Genomic DNA, 16,432 nt, shown 5'->3' on the forward strand with positions numbered 1-16,432 from the left:
CGTGGATATCGCAGCGGGCGCCATCAACCGGCCCATCTACACATGGCTGATCATTCTCATATGCTTCTTTGGCGGCCTTTGGGGCTTCGATACGCTCGGCCGGCTGGAAGACCCGGCCTTCACCATCAAGGTCGCTGTGGTGGCGACCGCCTATCCGGGTGCATCGGCAGAGGAAGTTGCGATTGAAGTCTCCGAGCCACTGGAATCGGAAATCCAGAAAATGGGCGAAGTCGACGAGATCGAAACGCTCAACCAGCCAGGCGTCTCGATCATCAATGTCACGATGCAAGACATTTATGACGGGACTGAACTTCCAGATTTATGGACCAAGCTGAGAAACCGTGTTGAAGCGGCCGAGCTACCTGATGGGGCCTTCCCACCCAGCGTCAACGATCAGTTCGGGGACGTTTACGGACTGTTTTATGCTGTTTCCGCGCCGGGCTATTCCGATGCCGACATCCATCGGCTCTCATCATTTCTCAGGCGCCAGATGCTCGCACTTGATGGCGTGAAAGATGTTACGCTTGCCGGATTGCCCGAGGAGGCGATTTACGTTGAGCCAGACCTTGCGGTGACCACCGCACTGGGAATTCCGCCCTCAGCCATAGGCGGTGCCTTGGCGGAGGCTGACGAAGTGGTTTCCGCGGGCAGTATTGTGGGTAATTCCGGTCGGCAGTTGCTGCAGAGGCCGACCGGAAGCGACACGGTAACGTCCATCTCCGCGCTTTCGATCGGGGTGGCGGGCGAGGTTCTGACGCTCAGTGACTTTGCCACCATCAAACGCGAACGCGTCAGCGACCCAAGTATTATCATCCGGCATAACGGAGAGGAGGCGTTTACGTTCGGGGTGGCTGGCATCGCTACCGAGAACATCGTGGAGATCGGTGAACGGGTCGACGTGCGACTGGCAGAGCTTCAATCTCAACTCCCGCTTGGCGTGAGTGTCCAGCCGATCTACCAGCAACACCTCATCGTCGATGACAGCGTCAACGATTTCCTGGTTAACCTCGCCACTTCGGTGAGCATCGTCATCGTCGTTCTGGCGCTGTTCATGGGGGTCCGGGCCGCGATCGTCGTTGGCATGACCTTGATGCTGACCGTGGTTGGCTCGCTGCTGTTCATGGCGCTGGGCTCAATCGAAATGGAGCGGATTTCGCTTGGGGCGCTTATCATCGCCATGGGCATGCTGGTCGACAACGCCATTGTCGTTGCCGAAGGCATGCAGCAGGCCATGGCGCGGGGCAAGAACTCCCGTGAGGCAGCGCGCGAGTCCGCCAACAAGACGCAAATCCCGCTGCTTGGAGCCACCGTCATCGGCATCATGGCGTTCTCAGGTATCGGGTTGAGCAACGATTCAACGGGCGAGTTCATGTTCTCCCTGTTTGCCGTGATCTGCATTTCACTGCTGCTTTCGTGGATCCTCGCAATCACCGTCACACCCCTGCTCGGCCATTACCTGTTCAAGGTGGGCAATGAGGACAGCGCTGATGCCTATAGCGGCGCCATCTATCGCGGTTATGGAGGCATACTGCGCTTGATGCTGAAGGCTCGGTGGGCGGTGGCTGTTGTTTTGATCGCGATCACGGCGGCCTGCTTCGCCCTGTTCGGCCAGGTGAGGCAGCAGTTCTTCCCCGACAGCAGCACACCGCTGTTCTTCGTCCACTACAAGCTGCCGCAGGGCGCGTCGATCCATAAGGTGGCGAGCGATCTGCAGATCGTCGAACAGTGGCTTCAGGAACGCCCCGGCGTGACGGACGTGACAAGCTTCGCCGGGGGTGGCGCCGCCCGCTTCATGCTGACCTATGAGTCAGAGGACGATAACGCCAGCTATGGGCATCTGATCGTTCGCGTCGCGTCTCTTGATACCATCTCGGACGAAATGACCGCGCTTGAGGAGTTTGCCGCCGATACCCTGACCGCCGGACAGTTTCGCACCGAGCGCCTGGCGTTTGGTCCCGGAGGCGGGGCGTCCATCGAAGCGCGGTTCTTCGGGCCCGACCCCAAAGTGCTGCGCGCGTTGGCGGTTGAAGCGCGTGCGCGGATGGAGGCGGCGACCGAGAACGCGCTCAATATCCGCATCGACTGGGCCGAGCCCGAGCCTGTACTGCGGCCGATGTACGCCGAAGCGCGCGCGCAGGAATCCGGCATCTCCCGCACCGACATCACGCAGACCTTGGAGTTCGCGACAACCGGGAGCAGAGCTGGCACCTATCGGGAAGAGGATCGACAGATCCCGCTTATCCTGCGGGCACCGCCGGACAACCAGCTGCTCTTGACCGATTTCGTTCTGTACTCTGAGGCGACCGGCGAATTCGTTCCGATGGAGCAGGTCGTCGACGGGCTCAGCTTTGAGATCCAAGACACCCTCATTGAGCGGCAAGACAGGGAAAACGTCATCACCGTTGGCGCCGATATTCCGCGAGGATTCACGGCCACCGAAGTGCAGGTGGAGGTCAACGAAACGATCGAAGCCATGGAGCTTCCGCCCGGCTACCGCTTTGAATGGGGCGGAGAGTTGAAGAACTCAGCAGATGCGCAAGAGTCTTTGGGCACGCAGCTACCGACAGCGATCTTGATCATGCTGTTGATCACAATCCTTCTGTTCAACGGCTTGCGCCAAACCGCCATCATCTGGCTGCTTGTGCCCATGTCGGTAAATGGTGCGGCGCTCGGCCTGGTGGGAACCGGGCTGCCCTTCACGTTCACCGCACTTCTCGGGCTGTTGTCGCTGTCGGGCATGCTCATCAAGAACGGCATCGTTCTGGTGGAGGAGATCGACCTCGCCCGGGAGGCTGATCCGCAGAAACCTCTCGCCGATGCCATCACCGAAGCATCGGTTTCGCGCTTGCGACCCGTCCTTCTGGCAGCGGCGACCACCATCCTGGGCATGATCCCGCTTCTGCCGGATGCGTTTTTCTCCTCCATGGCGGTGACCATCATGGGAGGTCTTGCCTTTGCGTCCATTCTGACGCTGATCGCCGCCCCGGTGTTCTACATGATCTTCTTCAACGGTTCCGTGCGGCGGGCGCAGCAGCGCATGGCGGAGGCTGGCGACGCTGAGTTGCAACCAGCGGGCTGACCATCGCGCGGCCCGCGGGTGCTAGGGCGCTAATAGGCTTTGCTTATCGGGATTGTCCTGCAAGTACGTGCGAAATAGAGCAAGGCAGGCTTCGTCATTCTGAACGAGGACGTCGACGCCGTTTTGTTCTAGAAAGCTCTCATTGCCAGTGTAGTGCTGCGCATCGCCGATAACGACGCGGCCGACCCCAAGCCACAGGATCGTACCCGCGCACATGATGCAGGGCGACAAGGTGCTGTAGAGCGTTGCATCGCTCAGATCGCCATCAGGAGCACCACGCAAACAGACCGTTTCGCCATGCGCCGTTGGGTCGCCGAGCTGAGCGGTCAGGTTGTGCCCCTGTGCCAGGACGGTCTGGCCGCGTGCGAGCACCGCTCCCACCGGAAACCCGCCTTCGGCGAGGCCCTGCTTGGCCTCCTCGAGGGCGAGCGCCATGTGTTGCGTGTCGATTGGATCGACTTGTCCCTCAGCCTTTTCCATAGGTCTTGTCGAACATCGCCTGCACATGGTCGCCAATGTTGGTGGCGGGGTAAAGCGGCTCACCGCTAGCGGGCATACAGGATGGTACGCAGGCGATCCGTGTTTCATAATCGGGATCAACAAATGTCGGTGCGGAATAGCGGTCGCGGCCACTGGTGTTGCTTTGCACCCGATGGGAATTCGATTTGTACAGACCGTTGGTCATGATTGGCACCATGTCGCCCATATTGACGACGAATGTGCCGGGAACAGGCGGCGCGGGTATCCAACCGCCATCCGGACCGGCCACTTCAAGACCGCCAACATCATTCTGCAACAGAAGCGTTAGCATACCCCAATCAGTATGGGCACCGGCGCCAAGCTGCCCTTTGGGCGCACCCGCTGGCTTGGGCGGGTAGTGCAGGATGCGCGTCTCCAGCATCGGCGTTTCCATCGGCTTGTCGAAATAGTCTTCAGGCAGATCGAGTGACAGGGAAATGAGCTGCATCAGCTCCCGCGCGAGACCAATCATCTGTTCGCTATACGCCTCGAAATGATCGCGAAAGCCCTCCGGGCGTTCGGGCCACAGATTGATGGCCGTCTTGCCCATACCAGCCTTGAACCATCGGTGATCCTCGGTCACCTCCATACCCATCTGGTAGCCCTCTTTAAGGTCCGGGGCGGTCCCGACATCGAGCGTTTGCGCCGCAACGGGCTCATACCCGCGCATCGCACCGCTCTTGGTTCCGTCGATGCGCATTTTCTCGTCGATTGGGAGCGCAAAAAACTGCTCGGCAATCTCGAAGTGCCGGCCGATCAGATCGTCCGGGACGGCGTGACCGGCAATGTAGAAGAAGCCAAGGGTCTTGCAGGCATCGGCAATCTCGCGCGCCACCTGCTTGCGCTCAGCCGCAGCGCCAGCAAGCGCGGGCTGTAAATCGATGACGGGCACAGATGCCGTGCCGCCTGCATCGCTCACCGTTTCATGAAGTGCCACCGCCATGTCCTCCCGTGTCCTCCCGTGTCCGTCTGCCTCACTGACCCTGGGACGCGCACGCAGCCCGTCAGGTTACGGCAGCATCACTGTTGGCCAAGCATTCTGTCGTTTTCGCACGGCCATAGCTGCGAAATAAGGGTTCTTACCGGTCAGAGACGGCTAGTTTTCGGGCAAATACGGTCAACGCATGCTGATTATTTCAGCATGCCCACAATAGAGGCAGCTGACCTGTTTACGCCTCACCGGAAACGTTGGCAGACTTGCTTCGATCACTTTCGACAAGGGGAAGTCCATGCCAAGACGACTGTCAGACCTTCATTCAACTGTTGCACGCCTGGCCATCCCAACCGCGATGGCAGCCGGTTTGGCGAGCGCGACCATGCCCGCATCCGCTCAGGACCTTGAGCAGGTCAGCTTTGCGCTCAACTGGGTACCCGTCGCCGAACATGGCGGCTTCTATCAGGCCATGCTCGACGGGACTTATGCCGCGTGCGGCATCGAGGTGGAGATCATCCCCGGCGGTCCGCAGGTCAACAATCGCGCCATGATGATGGGTGGCCAGATCGACTTTCACATGGGCGGCGACCTTCTGCAGGCCTTCAATGCGGTCGCTGAAGATGTGCCGATCGTCGCCATCGCTGCAATCTTCCAGAAAAACCCACAAATCTTGATGACCCATCCGGGCCGTTCGGAAGGCCTGTCCGATATGGATGACATGACGGTGCTGGTCGATGATAACGCGTTCCTGAGCTACTATCAGTGGCTGATCCAAGACTTCGGCTTCACCCCTGGCCAACGCGAGGTCTACACCTACAACGCTGCCCCGTTCCTTGTTGACGAAGACAAGGTCATGCAGGGGTATCTGACCTCCGAGCCCTATCTCATCGAGCTTGAGGGCGGCTTTACCCCCGATGTCTGGCTGCTCGCCGACTTCGGCTTCGACAGCTACGCGACTACCATTGAAGCGATGCAATCGACGATCGACGAGCGGCCCGACGCCACCCGCTGCTTCGTCGAGGGTTCGATCATCGGCTGGTACAATTACCTTTATGGCGACAACACCGCCGCAAACGCTGAGATTCAGCGGCTGAACCCAGACTTCACCGACGACAAGATCGAGTTCGCCATCTCGCAGATGCTTGAATATGGGGTGCTGCTGTCGGGCGACGCCGAAACACTTGGGATCGGCGCCATAACCGAAGAGAAGGCTGGCGCTTTCTTCGAAAGCATGGTCGGCGCGGGCGTGCTCGATGGCGATCTCGATTGGCAGTTGGCGTTCGACACGCAGTTCATCAATCAGGGTCTGGGGCTTGACCTCGTGCCTGATAATTGATGGCACTCGCGCATGCGCGCGCTTGTCGTCTTCTGCCATCCCAGCCCCGAAAGCTATTCGGCGGCGATCTGCGAGACGGTTGCCTCCGAGTTGCAGGGGCTCGGTGCCGACGTTCGCACACTCGACCTTTACGGGCGCGGCTTCCAGCCGATCCTGACCCGCAAGGAATGGGAGACCCACACCGATACCGCGCAGAACGTCGACAAGGTTGCCGACGACGTTGCGCAGCTTCAATGGTGCGACGCGCTCATCTTCGTCTACCCCACCTGGTGGTACGGCCCCCCGGCGATGCTCAAAGGCTGGCTCGAGAAATCCATGGTGGCCGGCGTGGCATTCCATATGCCAAGTGACGAGCAGGCCAACATCCAACGTGGCCTTGAGAACATCCGCACCCTCGCGATCTTCACCACCTGCGGGGCGACGCGGCTCCTGTCCACCATGATCGGGCATCCGGGCAGGAAAACCATCCTGCGGGGCCTGCGCATTCTGTGCCATCCGCGGGCGCGCACGCACTATCTCGCCCTGTACGACATGAACCACGCCGATGACGCCAAACGCACGGCGCATTTCGCCCGCGTGGCCCGCGCCTGCAAGAAGCTTTTCGCCCGGCACAGCCCTACCCGCGAAACCGCTGCGGCCACACAGGTCATTGCGAGCGAGCCGTAGCTCTACGAGGGCTCACGAAACGATTGACGGCGCGGGCGGCTCGCATAAACTAAGGGAACTTACCTAGTCCCTGATAGACCTATGCGCGAAAGGGGATTTGGTGAGATGGGCTGGCAAAGCAAAGCGCGTCGAAGACGCTCACATGAGGATGTGCCATGGCAACCGTCATTGACCAACCCAGCCCTCAATTTCCTCCCGGCTCGCTGCGCTTCTTCGGCTCCTCGCGATGGCCCGTTATCACGCTATTGGTCTATGTGGGCCTGTCTATCGCGGCGTTCACGCCACGGCTCGTCGATTACGTGACCGAAGGCCATTGGGGGCGCTCGGCGACGAACGCGTTCGAGTTTGCGCCGATGGCGCTCAACACCCATGCGCTATTCGGCATGGCGCTCATCCCGCTCTTCCTGCTCCAGCCGATTCTGGGGCTCAAGATGGATGGAAACCGGTCTTCCGGCATTCGGCTGTTCCATCGATGGCAAGGCCGTTTCCTCGCGCTCGCGTCGGTCGTCCTGTCCCTTCTGGGCCTGTACATCACCTACACGTTTGCCATGAACTCCGACAGCATCACGTCGGTCATCTTCATGTTCCTGGTGGCCCTTTTCGTCATCATCTTCTTTGTCCAGGCCATCATAGAAGCACGGAAACACCGGATCGCGCGCCACCTCGACGCACTGGTTTTCGCGATGATCTTCCTGTCGGTCCCGGCGACCGGCCGCATCATCGAGAACAGCATGAACGCGCTGGGCGTGGAGAACACACGCTCCAAGGAGCTGGTCTCCATCGGGTTCGGTTTCGAGGTCGAACTGGTGGACCTGACCATCCTGATGGTTGCATCCGGCCCCCTCATTCTGTGGGCCCTGTTCGCCATCCCGCGTGGCGTGTTTCTCGCCCATGGTGCGAAGCTGTCGATTGCGGTTGCCTTTGTTGCGCTGCCGCTGGCCGCAATCTTGATGCAGACCCTCACCCGGTAGAACGCGAAACAATGGCCCCAGGCTGGACCGGAGGCCATTGCGCGCGGGCAGGTTGCGGACCGCTACTGGGAGCCGTTTTCAGTGAGAACAGCCTGTAGCTGTTCGATTGCCGCCTGCGTGTTGCCGGTCTCGGCGTACAGATCACGTAGCTGGAAGCGAATGATGTTGCGCGCTGCGCGATCACCGGGAAGCTCGGTCAACGCGCCTTCAAGGATCGCAATGGCCTCGGGTAGCGTTTCGTTTTCCTCGTGGATTTCCACGATCCCTTCAACAGCGAAAAATACCGCTGCTTCGGGCTTGCTCGCAAGCTCCACGAATTGCTCGGACAAGTCGAAATACGACATGAGCTCTTCGAGGTAGTCGAGCTCGGCTTCAAACTCCGCATCGTGATCTTCGGCGAAAGTCGGCGCGGCAAATGTCGTTGAAACGGCCACAAGTGCAGCGAGTACAAGCGTCTTCATCAGTCAGGCTCCTGTGTTGGATGCTGCCCCAGATACTGGCGCAGCGCTTGGGTGGCCCGGTTGAGATGGGCCTTCACGGTACCGCTGCGACAGCCCACAATGGCGGCCGTTTCGGCGGTATCAAAACCTTCGTAGTAGCGAAGCAAAACCACTTCACGCTGCCGCAATGGCAGGTGTTGCAACGCCCTGTGCATGTCTTTCAGCGCATCACGCAGCTCTGGATCGGCGCTATGGTCGGGAAGCTGTGTAAGATCGTCACCAGCCCCTTGCCCACCCCAGATGCGGCGACGCTTACGGGCATGTTCCCGCGCTGTATTGATCGCAACCTGGTAGAGCCAGCTTCTGAACTTCGCCTGTGGCTTGGCATTCTTGAAGCGGTTCTCACGGACCCGGGTGAAGACGTCTTGGACCACGTCTTCGGCCGCAGCGTCTTCGTTGAGGAGGCCCCAAGCCAGGCGAAAGACATAGCGCTTGTGTCTGTGAAACAGCGTCTGCAACGCACCATCATCGTCGCAAGCGCGCTTGAGCAGCGTCCAATCATCGCTTGGGTCCTTCATAGTGCTAGCCGTTGGTCGGCGTTGGGCGCCGCGGCATGGTCATTGTCGGGCGCACGCTCATAAGCGTGGTCAGAGAGGCGCGTGATGGCGTGTTTGTCCCGGTAGCGGGCCTCAAGGTAAGGGGCCGCTGCGACGGCGGTGAAAACGACAACAGCGATGGCCGCTGCACCGATGGAGATGACGGGTTTTGCGAGACCGATAGAAACGTGGCCATTGTCACCACGCCGATACATATGGACGCGGCCAGCGCCCATCTCGGCGCTCGCGATCGGCGGGCAGCTTTGGAGGATCGGACGAACTGATCGTGCTGGCTGTCGAGCGACGCGTAGGCCGGACGGCTGTGGCCGAGCAAGGCATCGAGGTCATCAAGGTCGCGGTCGTTTGTGGTCATGGTTTCGTCCTGTCTGCTCATGAATGCACCGAACGGGCCGTTTGGTTTACATCGCAATCGGCTTTTTTTGCCTTGGCGTGGGATACGTGTCCGCATGAGATCGCCAAACGGCGCGCGGTTCCCGGCTCCAGCCCGAAACGATGTTTGACAGCCTCCACGCGCTTGCCTATCTCATCGATCAGCCAGGGGCGCCTACGGGCTGAGATGTACCCTTTGAACCTGAACCAGATCATGCTGGCGTAGGAAGGCGAGAACGGGTGCAATCCCGGTCTGCCCCTGCGCGAGCGAGGGAGACCGATGAACCCGAACGAGGCTCTCGCGAAGCTGCGCGCCGACGTACCCTTGGTGCATTGCATTACCAATTATGTGGCCATGAACATCGCCGCCAATGTGGTCCTCGCCGCTGGCGCGTCACCGGCCATGATCCATGCGGAAGAAGAGGTGGCCGACTTCGTGCCCATCGCGGGGGCGCTAACGATCAATATTGGCACGCTGTCCGCCCCTTGGCTCAGGGGCATGCTGAAAGCTGCCCAGACGGCCAAAGCAAAGCAGAAGCCCTGGGTGCTCGACCCGGTTGCGCACTTCGCGACGCCCTACCGCGCGCAGGCGACCCGGTCGCTACTGGCCTGCAAGCCGACGATCATCCGCGCCAACGCTTCGGAAATCCTGGCGCTCGCGGGCGAGATGGGTGCCGGTAAGGGCGTCGACAGTGGCGACAGTGTGGAGACGGCCAAGCAGGCCGCCACCCACTTGTCGGAAACACATGGCTGCGTCGTCGCGGTCACCGGCGAAACCGACTTCGTGACGGATGGCTCGCGCAGCGCCACGATTAGCGGTGGCAGCGCGATGATGCCCCAGGTGACCGCACTTGGTTGTTCGCTAACCGCGCTAGTCGGAGCGTATGCAGCCCTCGATGCACCGCTCGATGGAACAGTCGCCGCCCTCCTGCACTTTGCCGAGGCCGGCGAACGGGCGCATGCGTCTGCGTCAGGGCCGGGCAGCTTTGCGACGCATTTTCTCGACCAGCTGAACGCGCTGCAACCGGGCATGCTCGACGAGGGCCGGATCGCATGGTCCTGAACATAGAGGCTTTGAAGCTCTATCTTGTGACGGACCGGGCGCTTTGCGCCGAGCTGGGTGTCGTCGAGACGGTGCGCCGAGCGGTTGCTGGCGGGGTGACGTGCGTTCAGCTGCGCGACAAGCAGGCCTCGACCGCAGACCTCATCGATCTTGGGAAGGCCATCAAGGCCACGCTCGCCGGAACAGGCGTTCCGCTGATCATCAATGATGATCTCGAAGCCGCTCACGCCTGCGGTGCCGATGGCGTGCATGTCGGTCAAAGCGATACCAGCGCCGAGGAAGCCCGCGCCGCGCTCGGTTCCGGCAAGACGGTCGGTCTGTCCTGCGAGACCATGGCGCATGTCCGCGCCGTCGACCCGGACGTGGTCGATTATCTCGGGCTTGGTCCCGTGTTTGCCACCGCGACGAAAGGCGATCATGCCGCGCCGATTGGCCTGGATGGGCTCAGGGAGATGTGCGCCGCGACGCCGCTGCCGACGGTGGCGATTGGCGGTCTCAAGGCCAAGCATTTTCAACCAGCGCTGGGTGCGGGCGCAGACGGCATCGCGGTCGTCTCCGCCATTTGTGGCCAGCCCGACCCGGAAGCCGCCGCCCGCGCGATCCTTCAGCCATCATGAGGCCCTAGCCATGATCCCCAACGTTCTATCCATTGCCGGGTCCGACCCGTCCGGCGGCGCCGGTATCCAGGCAGACCTCAAGGCCATCTCTGCCAACCGGGCCTTTGCGATGGCTGCGCTGACCGCTCTGACGGCGCAAAACACGCAAGGCGTCACCGGCATCGAACTGGTCCCGGCAGACTTTGTGCGCTCGCAGATCAAGACCGTGTTCGATGATGTGCGCGTGGATGCCGTCAAGATCGGCATGATCGCGACAGCCGAGATCGCCGAAGCGGTCGCGGACAGCCTCGCAGATCACGCAGACGTGCCTATCGTGCTTGATCCGGTGATGGTGGCAAAGGGCGGCGCACGCCTTCTGGCCGCCGATGCCATTGCAGCCTTGCGCACCCGCCTGCTGCCGCTTGCAAGCCTGCTCACGCCCAACCTTCCCGAAGCCGCCGATCTGTTGGGCGTTCCAACGGCTGAAACCCGCGCGCACATGCAATCCCAGGGCGAAGCGATCGTGGATCTTGGCGCGAAGGCCGTTTTCCTCAAAGGCGGGCATCTCGCGAGCGATGAAAGCCCTGACTTGCTTGTAACGTCATCCGGCTCGGTCTGGTTTGAGGGACGACGAACGCCCACCGCCAACACACACGGCACCGGCTGCACCTTGTCGTCAGCCATCGCGGCACAGCTCGCATACGGCAAGTCGCTGGAAGATGCGGCAAGCGCTGCCAAAGCCTATGTTTCGGACGCTATCGGGCGCGCCGACCAGCTTTCCGTCGGCCACGGCCATGGCCCGACCCATCACTTTGCAAACCTCTGGAGCCAGTAGCATGAGCCAAACCCTTGCCGATCAGACCGTTCTCGTCAGCGGCGGAGGCCGCGGCTTCGGCGCGGCAATCGTCCGCGCCTTCGCCCGCGAAGGAGCGCGCGTGGTGATCAATTACCGCAAAAGCAAGGACGCAGCGGAAGCGCTCGCAGCCGAGCTTGGAGAGCGGGCGATGGCGGTTCAGGCTGATGTTCGCGATCCGGCAAGCGTCAAAGCCATGTTCGACGCCGTTCAGGCGCACTTCGGCGCTCCGACGGCGGTCGTCCACAACGCACTGGCTGACTACAGCTTCAATGGCGACGCCCGCGATACGCTCGCCTCTCTGTCGGCTTCCGCGGTTTCCGGCCAACATGAAACAGCGGTGCTCGGAGCGCTCAACCTGATCCAGGCCGCTTCGCCTGCGATGGAAGAGGCCGGGTTCGGGCGCGTCATCACCGTGGGCTCGAACCTGGTGCAAAACCCGGTTGTTCCCTATCATGACTACACTTCGGCCAAGGCGGCCCTGCTTGCCATGACACGGACAGCCGCAGCTGAGCTTGGCCCCAAGGGGATCACCGTCAACATGGTCTCGGGTGGCCTGCTGCGCACCACAGATGCCAGTGCGGCGACGCCCGACGCGGTGTTTGACCTGATCGCGTCCAGCACGCCGCTACGCACAGTGACGACGCCCGAGGAAGCGGCTGATGCGGTGCTGTTCTTCGCCAGCCCGTGGGCACGCGCGGTGACCGGCCAAAACCTGATCGTCGATGGCGGCTTGGTGTTCGGCTAGCATCGAGCCCGGGCGCTTAGCCGCGATCCAAAATCCGGTTCAGCGCGAAGGCAACGAGCGCCGTCGCGCAGACCGGCGCCAGCACCAGGCGCGGTTCGGAAAAGACAAACATTCGGTATTCGTGGATCATCGTGCCCCACTCGGGCTGTCCCGTGTCTGCCGACAGGCCGAGAAAGCCGAGCGAGGCGACCAAGATGACGGCGCGGCCCGCGTCAGCACCGGCAAGCGCGCCTATCATGGGCCACGCATTTGGCAGCCCGTGGCGGCGGACGGCTCCAAGCGTATCAGAGCCGAGCGCGATGCTTGCAGCCCAATAGGTTTCCGAGCGCAAACGCTCCAGCAATGCGGCGATAGTGAGCGCGTACGGTGCCCAGGTACTCGCGACAAGCGCGGCGGAAATAGCGACAATCCCCGCACCGAACAAAGCGGATAACAGAAGCGCGACGATGAGCGTGGGAAGTGCGAGCGCGGTCTCCGCGAGCCAGCGGACACAGTTCGAGAGCGACGCCGGACCGAAGCCGATAGCGACGCCCGCCAACAGGCCGATCCCAAGGCTCGAGATCAGAACGATGACGATCGCAAGCAGCGAGGGCTGCGCCCCCGCAAGCAGACGTGAGGCAAGATCCCGGCCCAGATGGTCAGTTCCAAGCCAGTGCTGCATTGATGGCCCTTCAAGTGCAGCTTGCAAATTCACAGCATGCGGGTCGAAAGGCTGCCAGATGGTCCCCGCCAGCATCAGTCCCACAAGGCTCAGCGCAAGGACAGCGCCTCTGCCGCTGAGCGCAGCCGTCATGATCCAAACCTCGCCTTGGCGAGGCGCGGATCGAGCGATCGCCGGGCGGCTGCACAAAGCTGCAAGCCGATGATGATCCAAACTGCCACGAGCGCAACGTAGGCCTGCAGAACCGGGTAGTCGCGGGCAGCGACCGCTTGGATGACACGCTCGGAGAGACCGGGAACGCCGAAGACGATCTCGGCGATCGCCGTACCGCCGACGATCCACGCCAGATCGGGCGCAATACTCGCAAGCAGACCTATGGCCGCGCGCCGCCGGCCATGTCGCCAAAGCGCCAGGCGGTAGGGCAGGCCCTTGGCGAGCGCGGTCCGCAAATAGGGCGCGTCGACGGTTTCCATGAAGCCCGCGCGCACCAGCCGCGACACGCTACCGATGGAAAAGAAGCCGACAAGCGCGATCGGAAGCAGAAGGCGCTCGATGGGGCCTCCCGCAAAGGGCTGTATCCAGCGCAGCTCCGCCGCGAGCAGCCACAAGGCGATGACGCCCACGGCAAAGGCGGGGAGCGCCTGCCCGGCAACAGCCATCCCCCGCGAGAGCCGATCGGCGAGACCGTTTGGGTTCGCGGCAGCGAAAAAGCCAAGCCCGGAGCCAACAACCAGCGCACAAATCATGCCACCCAAGCCGATGCCCGCGGACCAGCGCAGACGTTCAAGCAATTCGCCGGTGACTGCCCCGCCGGTGGCGAAAGATTCGCCCCAGTCGAGCGTCACAAACCCTTGGAGCCAGAGACCGAACTGAACCAGCAGGCTGCGGTCCAACCCCCACTGCTCCCGGTAGGCCGCGACAAGCTCCTCGGTCGCGCGGATGTTCACATGGTTGATGAACACTTCGACCGGATCGCCGGGCACGAGGCGGATCATGACGAAGCTTAAGGCGACGGCCGCGAGCCATGACACACTTGTCATGGCTGCAAAACGTGCTGCCGTTGAGCCCATCATGATCACAAGACCAATCGTGTCAGGCTTTACTCAGCCAAGCCGAATTCGGGGCGGATGACGTAATAATCCGACCCCCACGGCTCATAGCCCGCCACGGCTCTAGATAGCCCGACATGCCATTCCGGCGTCACAAGGAAGGATACTGGAGCGCTCTGGGCGATGAGGTCCTGCGCTTCCTGCGCTAGGGCAATCCGTTCGGCCGGATCAACCGCCGTGCGCAGTTCGGCAATCGTCGCGTCGTACGCGGGATCGGACCAACCCGCATAGTTGCGCGCAGCATCCGTTTCGAAGAACAGCGACAGAAACAGGCCCGGGTCTCCGGCAGGTGCGGTGTGCTGCGCCCACAGGAAGAGGTCGAACGCGCCGCTGCCTGCCACATCGCTCGGCGACTCGGTCACCTGCGTCGTCACGCTGATCCCAAGATCGGAGAGCGCTGCGCGCACCACGGGCTGGAACGTGATGAGGTCGGGGCGTTGCGGGTAGGCCCACAGAACCAGTTCGAGGGCTTCGCCGTCCTTCTGGCGGACGCCATCATCGCCCATGACCCAGCCGGCTTCATCCAGAAGCTGCGCGGCTGCTTCCGGGTCGTGCGGCAGCGGGCCGTCGGCGGCAAAGGGATAGGCGGCAGCGAACGCACCGGTCGCGGGCTGCCCGGCGCGGGCTGCGGCGACCAGATCGTCCCGGTTGACCGCCAGATCGATGGCGCGACGGACCCGCACATCGCTGAGCGCAGGCGTGCGCGTGTTCATCCACATCATGTATTGGTAGGCCACTGGGAATGACGTCACCGACTGGTCGTCATTGCCGTCAAACATCGACAGGGTTTCGACGGGCAGGTTGAACGCCAGATCAATCTCGCCTGACGCAAACGCCAGCGCCAGAGACTGCCCATCGGCGATCCGGCGGATCGTGACATCGGACCGTTCGTCCGCGCCCTCATAAAACGCATTGGGCACCATTTCAATGGCGCTGCCAGCGTCGATGGCCTCAACCGCGAACGGCCCCGTGAACAGCGGATCGCCATCGGTTTCGAGATAGACCGGGAAAGCCCATTCGGCGAGGATCGAAGGCAGGATGGGCGTGGGTTGCTCGCTGGTTACGCTCAGCGTTGCGTCATCGATGGCTTCAAAGGTCAGCCGCCCCGCCGTTGCGCGTGCCGAAGCGTTGGCCTCGCCGGTTCGGTTGAGCGCGGACGCGACCAACGGCGCTGTCACGGGCGTTCCATCGGAGAAAAAGCGGTCGGGTGCGAGGGTAACGACCCATGATCCGTCTTCCTGCTGCTGGGCGGACGAAGCCAGGTTGGGAACCACTTCACCCTCGCGGGAGACGCGGAAAAGCTGTTCCGCAATGCCATGGGTGACCAGCGCCCAGCCGGTGGAACCTTCGGCGGGGTCGAGCCCTGACGCAAGAAACGTCTGACCCACGGTTACGCTGTCAGCAAGGGCTGTGGTTGCCGCCAATTGCGACAGCAACGCGGCGGCGCACAAGGCCGATCCAAGCACCCGGCGGCGCAAGCCGGCTGGCGCGCGATCGCGGGCGTGGCGAGGGGAAATCAGAAGCGTCATAACGTTTCCTTTTGGTCGAAGCTGTTGGGAGGGAATGCGAAGGTTTCGTCGATCGCGTCGCCGGTATGTCCGAGCGGCGGAATACGGCCCAGTATGCCGGAGCGCAGCGGCGCCGGCCGCCGATCGCGTGGCACATAGCCATCGGCCGATACGGCATACTGATCAGCGAGGGTGAGAATGGCGGGTGCAGCTGCCTCGGGCGCGATGGTCTGCGGATCGAGATCGCCGAACAGCAAGGTGTATTTGCCGGGCGCCGAAAGCGCGAGCACGCATGGGCGCTTGCACTGGCTCATGCAGCGCACTCCACGCAGAACCAGCCGATAGGCCGGCGTCTGCCGTAGTGCGCGCAGGACGGCTTCCGCCAAAAGGTAGCCGGGGCGCCGATGGTCCGGGCCCGAAAAGCCCGGCGGCTTACAGCGCGTGCAAACCGATAGGCAGATCTGGGACTGGTGGTCCACGCCTTATGCTCCCCTCGCGCAGAAACGGGCAAAGGGAGGCGGATGATGAGGGTGCGCGATTCAGGTCAAAGCAATCGGTGTCACCTGGACACTGTTCGCGCGGATTCAAAGGGACGTTCTGCGTCATACCATCACCATCTCGAGACACCCCGCCCGAGGTTTGAGTTCACGTGATGGCAGGTCTCCTGACTCGCGGGTCCTCGCCTCTCAGCACCTTCCCAGGACGGCGTGCGCGCCGTTCCCAGTGGTTTCACGCTGATGGGCTTTCCGCTCACAGTTGCGGGGGCAGTCACGGATTTGGCGCCTGTTGGCTACACCGCACCGTGTTCCCTTTTTCATCCGACCGTCATTGCTGCCCGGCCAGAACCATCACCCGCAAGGGTCGTTCAGCAGAGGCAAGAGGTCAACCCAACTTAAGACAAAGCGCGCCAATAACACCGATTGTGGGTGGAGATCGTCTGCCGGCTGTGACACACAGCACGAT

General features: G+C 62.0%; 17 protein-coding genes and 2 riboswitches. Of the genes, 8 read left to right on the plus strand and 9 right to left on the minus strand.

The annotated features are described in order from the left end of the window. Position 1: 1 nt before the first annotated feature. Entirely contained in the window at positions 2 to 3,079 is a 3,078-nt protein-coding gene (locus AAF739_01825) for an efflux RND transporter permease subunit (GenBank protein MEM6381384.1), read from the plus strand. A gap of 21 nt (positions 3,080 to 3,100) precedes the next feature. Here AAF739_01825 and AAF739_01830 read toward each other — a convergent pair whose 3' ends face one another. After that, positions 3,101 to 3,559, minus strand: a complete 459-nt coding sequence (locus AAF739_01830; GenBank protein ID MEM6381385.1) for a nucleoside deaminase — start codon at positions 3,557 to 3,559, stop codon at positions 3,101 to 3,103. Then, the gene (locus AAF739_01835) at positions 3,546 to 4,541 is read right to left on the minus strand and encodes a 2-oxoglutarate and iron-dependent oxygenase domain-containing protein (GenBank protein MEM6381386.1); all 996 of its coding nucleotides are present in this window, start codon (positions 4,539 to 4,541) and stop codon (positions 3,546 to 3,548) included. Before AAF739_01835 ends, AAF739_01830 begins: the two co-directional genes overlap by 14 nt. 286 nt (positions 4,542 to 4,827) lie before the next feature. Here AAF739_01835 and AAF739_01840 point away from each other — a divergent pair, with 286 nt between their 5' ends. The 3 genes from AAF739_01840 to AAF739_01850 all read left to right on the plus strand — a co-directional run bounded on the left by AAF739_01840 (position 4,828) and on the right by AAF739_01850 (position 7,505). Continuing rightward, entirely contained in the window at positions 4,828 to 5,868 is a 1,041-nt protein-coding gene (locus AAF739_01840) for an ABC transporter substrate-binding protein (GenBank protein MEM6381387.1), read from the plus strand. A gap of 12 nt (positions 5,869 to 5,880) precedes the next feature. After that, on the plus strand, positions 5,881 to 6,534 hold the full coding sequence (locus AAF739_01845) for an NAD(P)H-dependent oxidoreductase (protein MEM6381388.1): 654 nt from the start codon (positions 5,881 to 5,883) through the stop codon (positions 6,532 to 6,534). A 155-nt stretch (positions 6,535 to 6,689) separates the two neighbouring features. After that, positions 6,690 to 7,505, plus strand: coding sequence for a DUF2306 domain-containing protein (locus tag AAF739_01850; GenBank protein MEM6381389.1), 816 nt, complete (start codon positions 6,690 to 6,692; stop codon positions 7,503 to 7,505). Between the two features lie 62 nt (positions 7,506 to 7,567). On the opposite strand, the gene AAF739_01855 is transcribed toward AAF739_01850, so the two are convergent. The 3 genes from AAF739_01855 to AAF739_01865 are packed head-to-tail and all read right to left on the minus strand — an operon-like array spanning position 7,568 to position 8,777. Beyond that, positions 7,568 to 7,966: a hypothetical protein gene (locus AAF739_01855; protein ID MEM6381390.1), complete on the minus strand. Its 399-nt coding sequence runs from the start codon at positions 7,964 to 7,966 to the stop codon at positions 7,568 to 7,570. Further along, complete coding sequence (locus AAF739_01860) at positions 7,966 to 8,523, minus strand: RNA polymerase sigma factor (GenBank protein MEM6381391.1); 558 nt, start codon at positions 8,521 to 8,523, stop codon at positions 7,966 to 7,968. The genes AAF739_01855 and AAF739_01860 overlap by 1 nt, the downstream gene beginning before the upstream one ends. Continuing rightward, positions 8,520 to 8,777, minus strand: a complete 258-nt coding sequence (locus AAF739_01865) for a hypothetical protein (protein ID MEM6381392.1) — start codon at positions 8,775 to 8,777, stop codon at positions 8,520 to 8,522. The genes AAF739_01860 and AAF739_01865 overlap by 4 nt, the downstream gene beginning before the upstream one ends. A 311-nt stretch (positions 8,778 to 9,088) precedes the next feature. Then, a riboswitch (TPP riboswitch) is annotated at positions 9,089 to 9,177 on the plus strand. A gap of 34 nt (positions 9,178 to 9,211) precedes the next feature. Here AAF739_01865 and thiM point away from each other — a divergent pair. Genes thiM through AAF739_01885 form a run of 4 tightly spaced genes read left to right on the plus strand, consistent with a single transcriptional unit; the run spans position 9,212 to position 12,191 of the window. Further along, positions 9,212 to 9,994: a hydroxyethylthiazole kinase gene (gene thiM, locus AAF739_01870; GenBank protein ID MEM6381393.1), complete on the plus strand. Its 783-nt coding sequence runs from the start codon at positions 9,212 to 9,214 to the stop codon at positions 9,992 to 9,994. After that, positions 9,985 to 10,611, plus strand: a complete 627-nt coding sequence (gene thiE / locus AAF739_01875; protein MEM6381394.1) for a thiamine phosphate synthase — start codon at positions 9,985 to 9,987, stop codon at positions 10,609 to 10,611. The genes thiM and thiE overlap by 10 nt, the downstream gene beginning before the upstream one ends. A gap of 10 nt (positions 10,612 to 10,621) precedes the next feature. Beyond that, positions 10,622 to 11,425, plus strand: coding sequence for a bifunctional hydroxymethylpyrimidine kinase/phosphomethylpyrimidine kinase (thiD, locus tag AAF739_01880; GenBank protein MEM6381395.1), 804 nt, complete (start codon positions 10,622 to 10,624; stop codon positions 11,423 to 11,425). Between the two features lies 1 nt (position 11,426). After that, complete coding sequence (locus AAF739_01885; protein ID MEM6381396.1) at positions 11,427 to 12,191, plus strand: 3-oxoacyl-ACP reductase; 765 nt, start codon at positions 11,427 to 11,429, stop codon at positions 12,189 to 12,191. 16 nt (positions 12,192 to 12,207) lie between these two features. Here the strand turns inward: AAF739_01885 and AAF739_01890 are convergent, their stop codons facing one another. The 4 genes from AAF739_01890 to AAF739_01905 are packed head-to-tail and all read right to left on the minus strand — an operon-like array spanning position 12,208 to position 15,948. Beyond that, positions 12,208 to 12,984 (minus strand): ABC transporter permease, encoded by a 777-nt coding sequence (locus AAF739_01890; GenBank protein ID MEM6381397.1) that lies wholly within the window; start codon positions 12,982 to 12,984, stop codon positions 12,208 to 12,210. Then, positions 12,981 to 13,925 (minus strand): ABC transporter permease, encoded by a 945-nt coding sequence (locus tag AAF739_01895; protein ID MEM6381398.1) that lies wholly within the window; start codon positions 13,923 to 13,925, stop codon positions 12,981 to 12,983. The genes AAF739_01890 and AAF739_01895 overlap by 4 nt, the downstream gene beginning before the upstream one ends. Before the next feature lie 26 nt (positions 13,926 to 13,951). Then, entirely contained in the window at positions 13,952 to 15,490 is a 1,539-nt protein-coding gene (locus tag AAF739_01900; protein ID MEM6381399.1) for an ABC transporter substrate-binding protein, read from the minus strand. Beyond that, positions 15,487 to 15,948, minus strand: a complete 462-nt coding sequence (locus AAF739_01905; protein ID MEM6381400.1) for a DUF1636 domain-containing protein — start codon at positions 15,946 to 15,948, stop codon at positions 15,487 to 15,489. Before AAF739_01905 ends, AAF739_01900 begins: the two co-directional genes overlap by 4 nt. A gap of 157 nt (positions 15,949 to 16,105) precedes the next feature. Next, positions 16,106 to 16,334, minus strand: a riboswitch (cobalamin riboswitch). Positions 16,335 to 16,432: the final 98 nt, after the last annotated feature.

This window comes from Pseudomonadota bacterium (assembly GCA_039024915.1).
GTDB lineage: Bacteria > Pseudomonadota > Alphaproteobacteria > Rhizobiales > MH13 > MH13.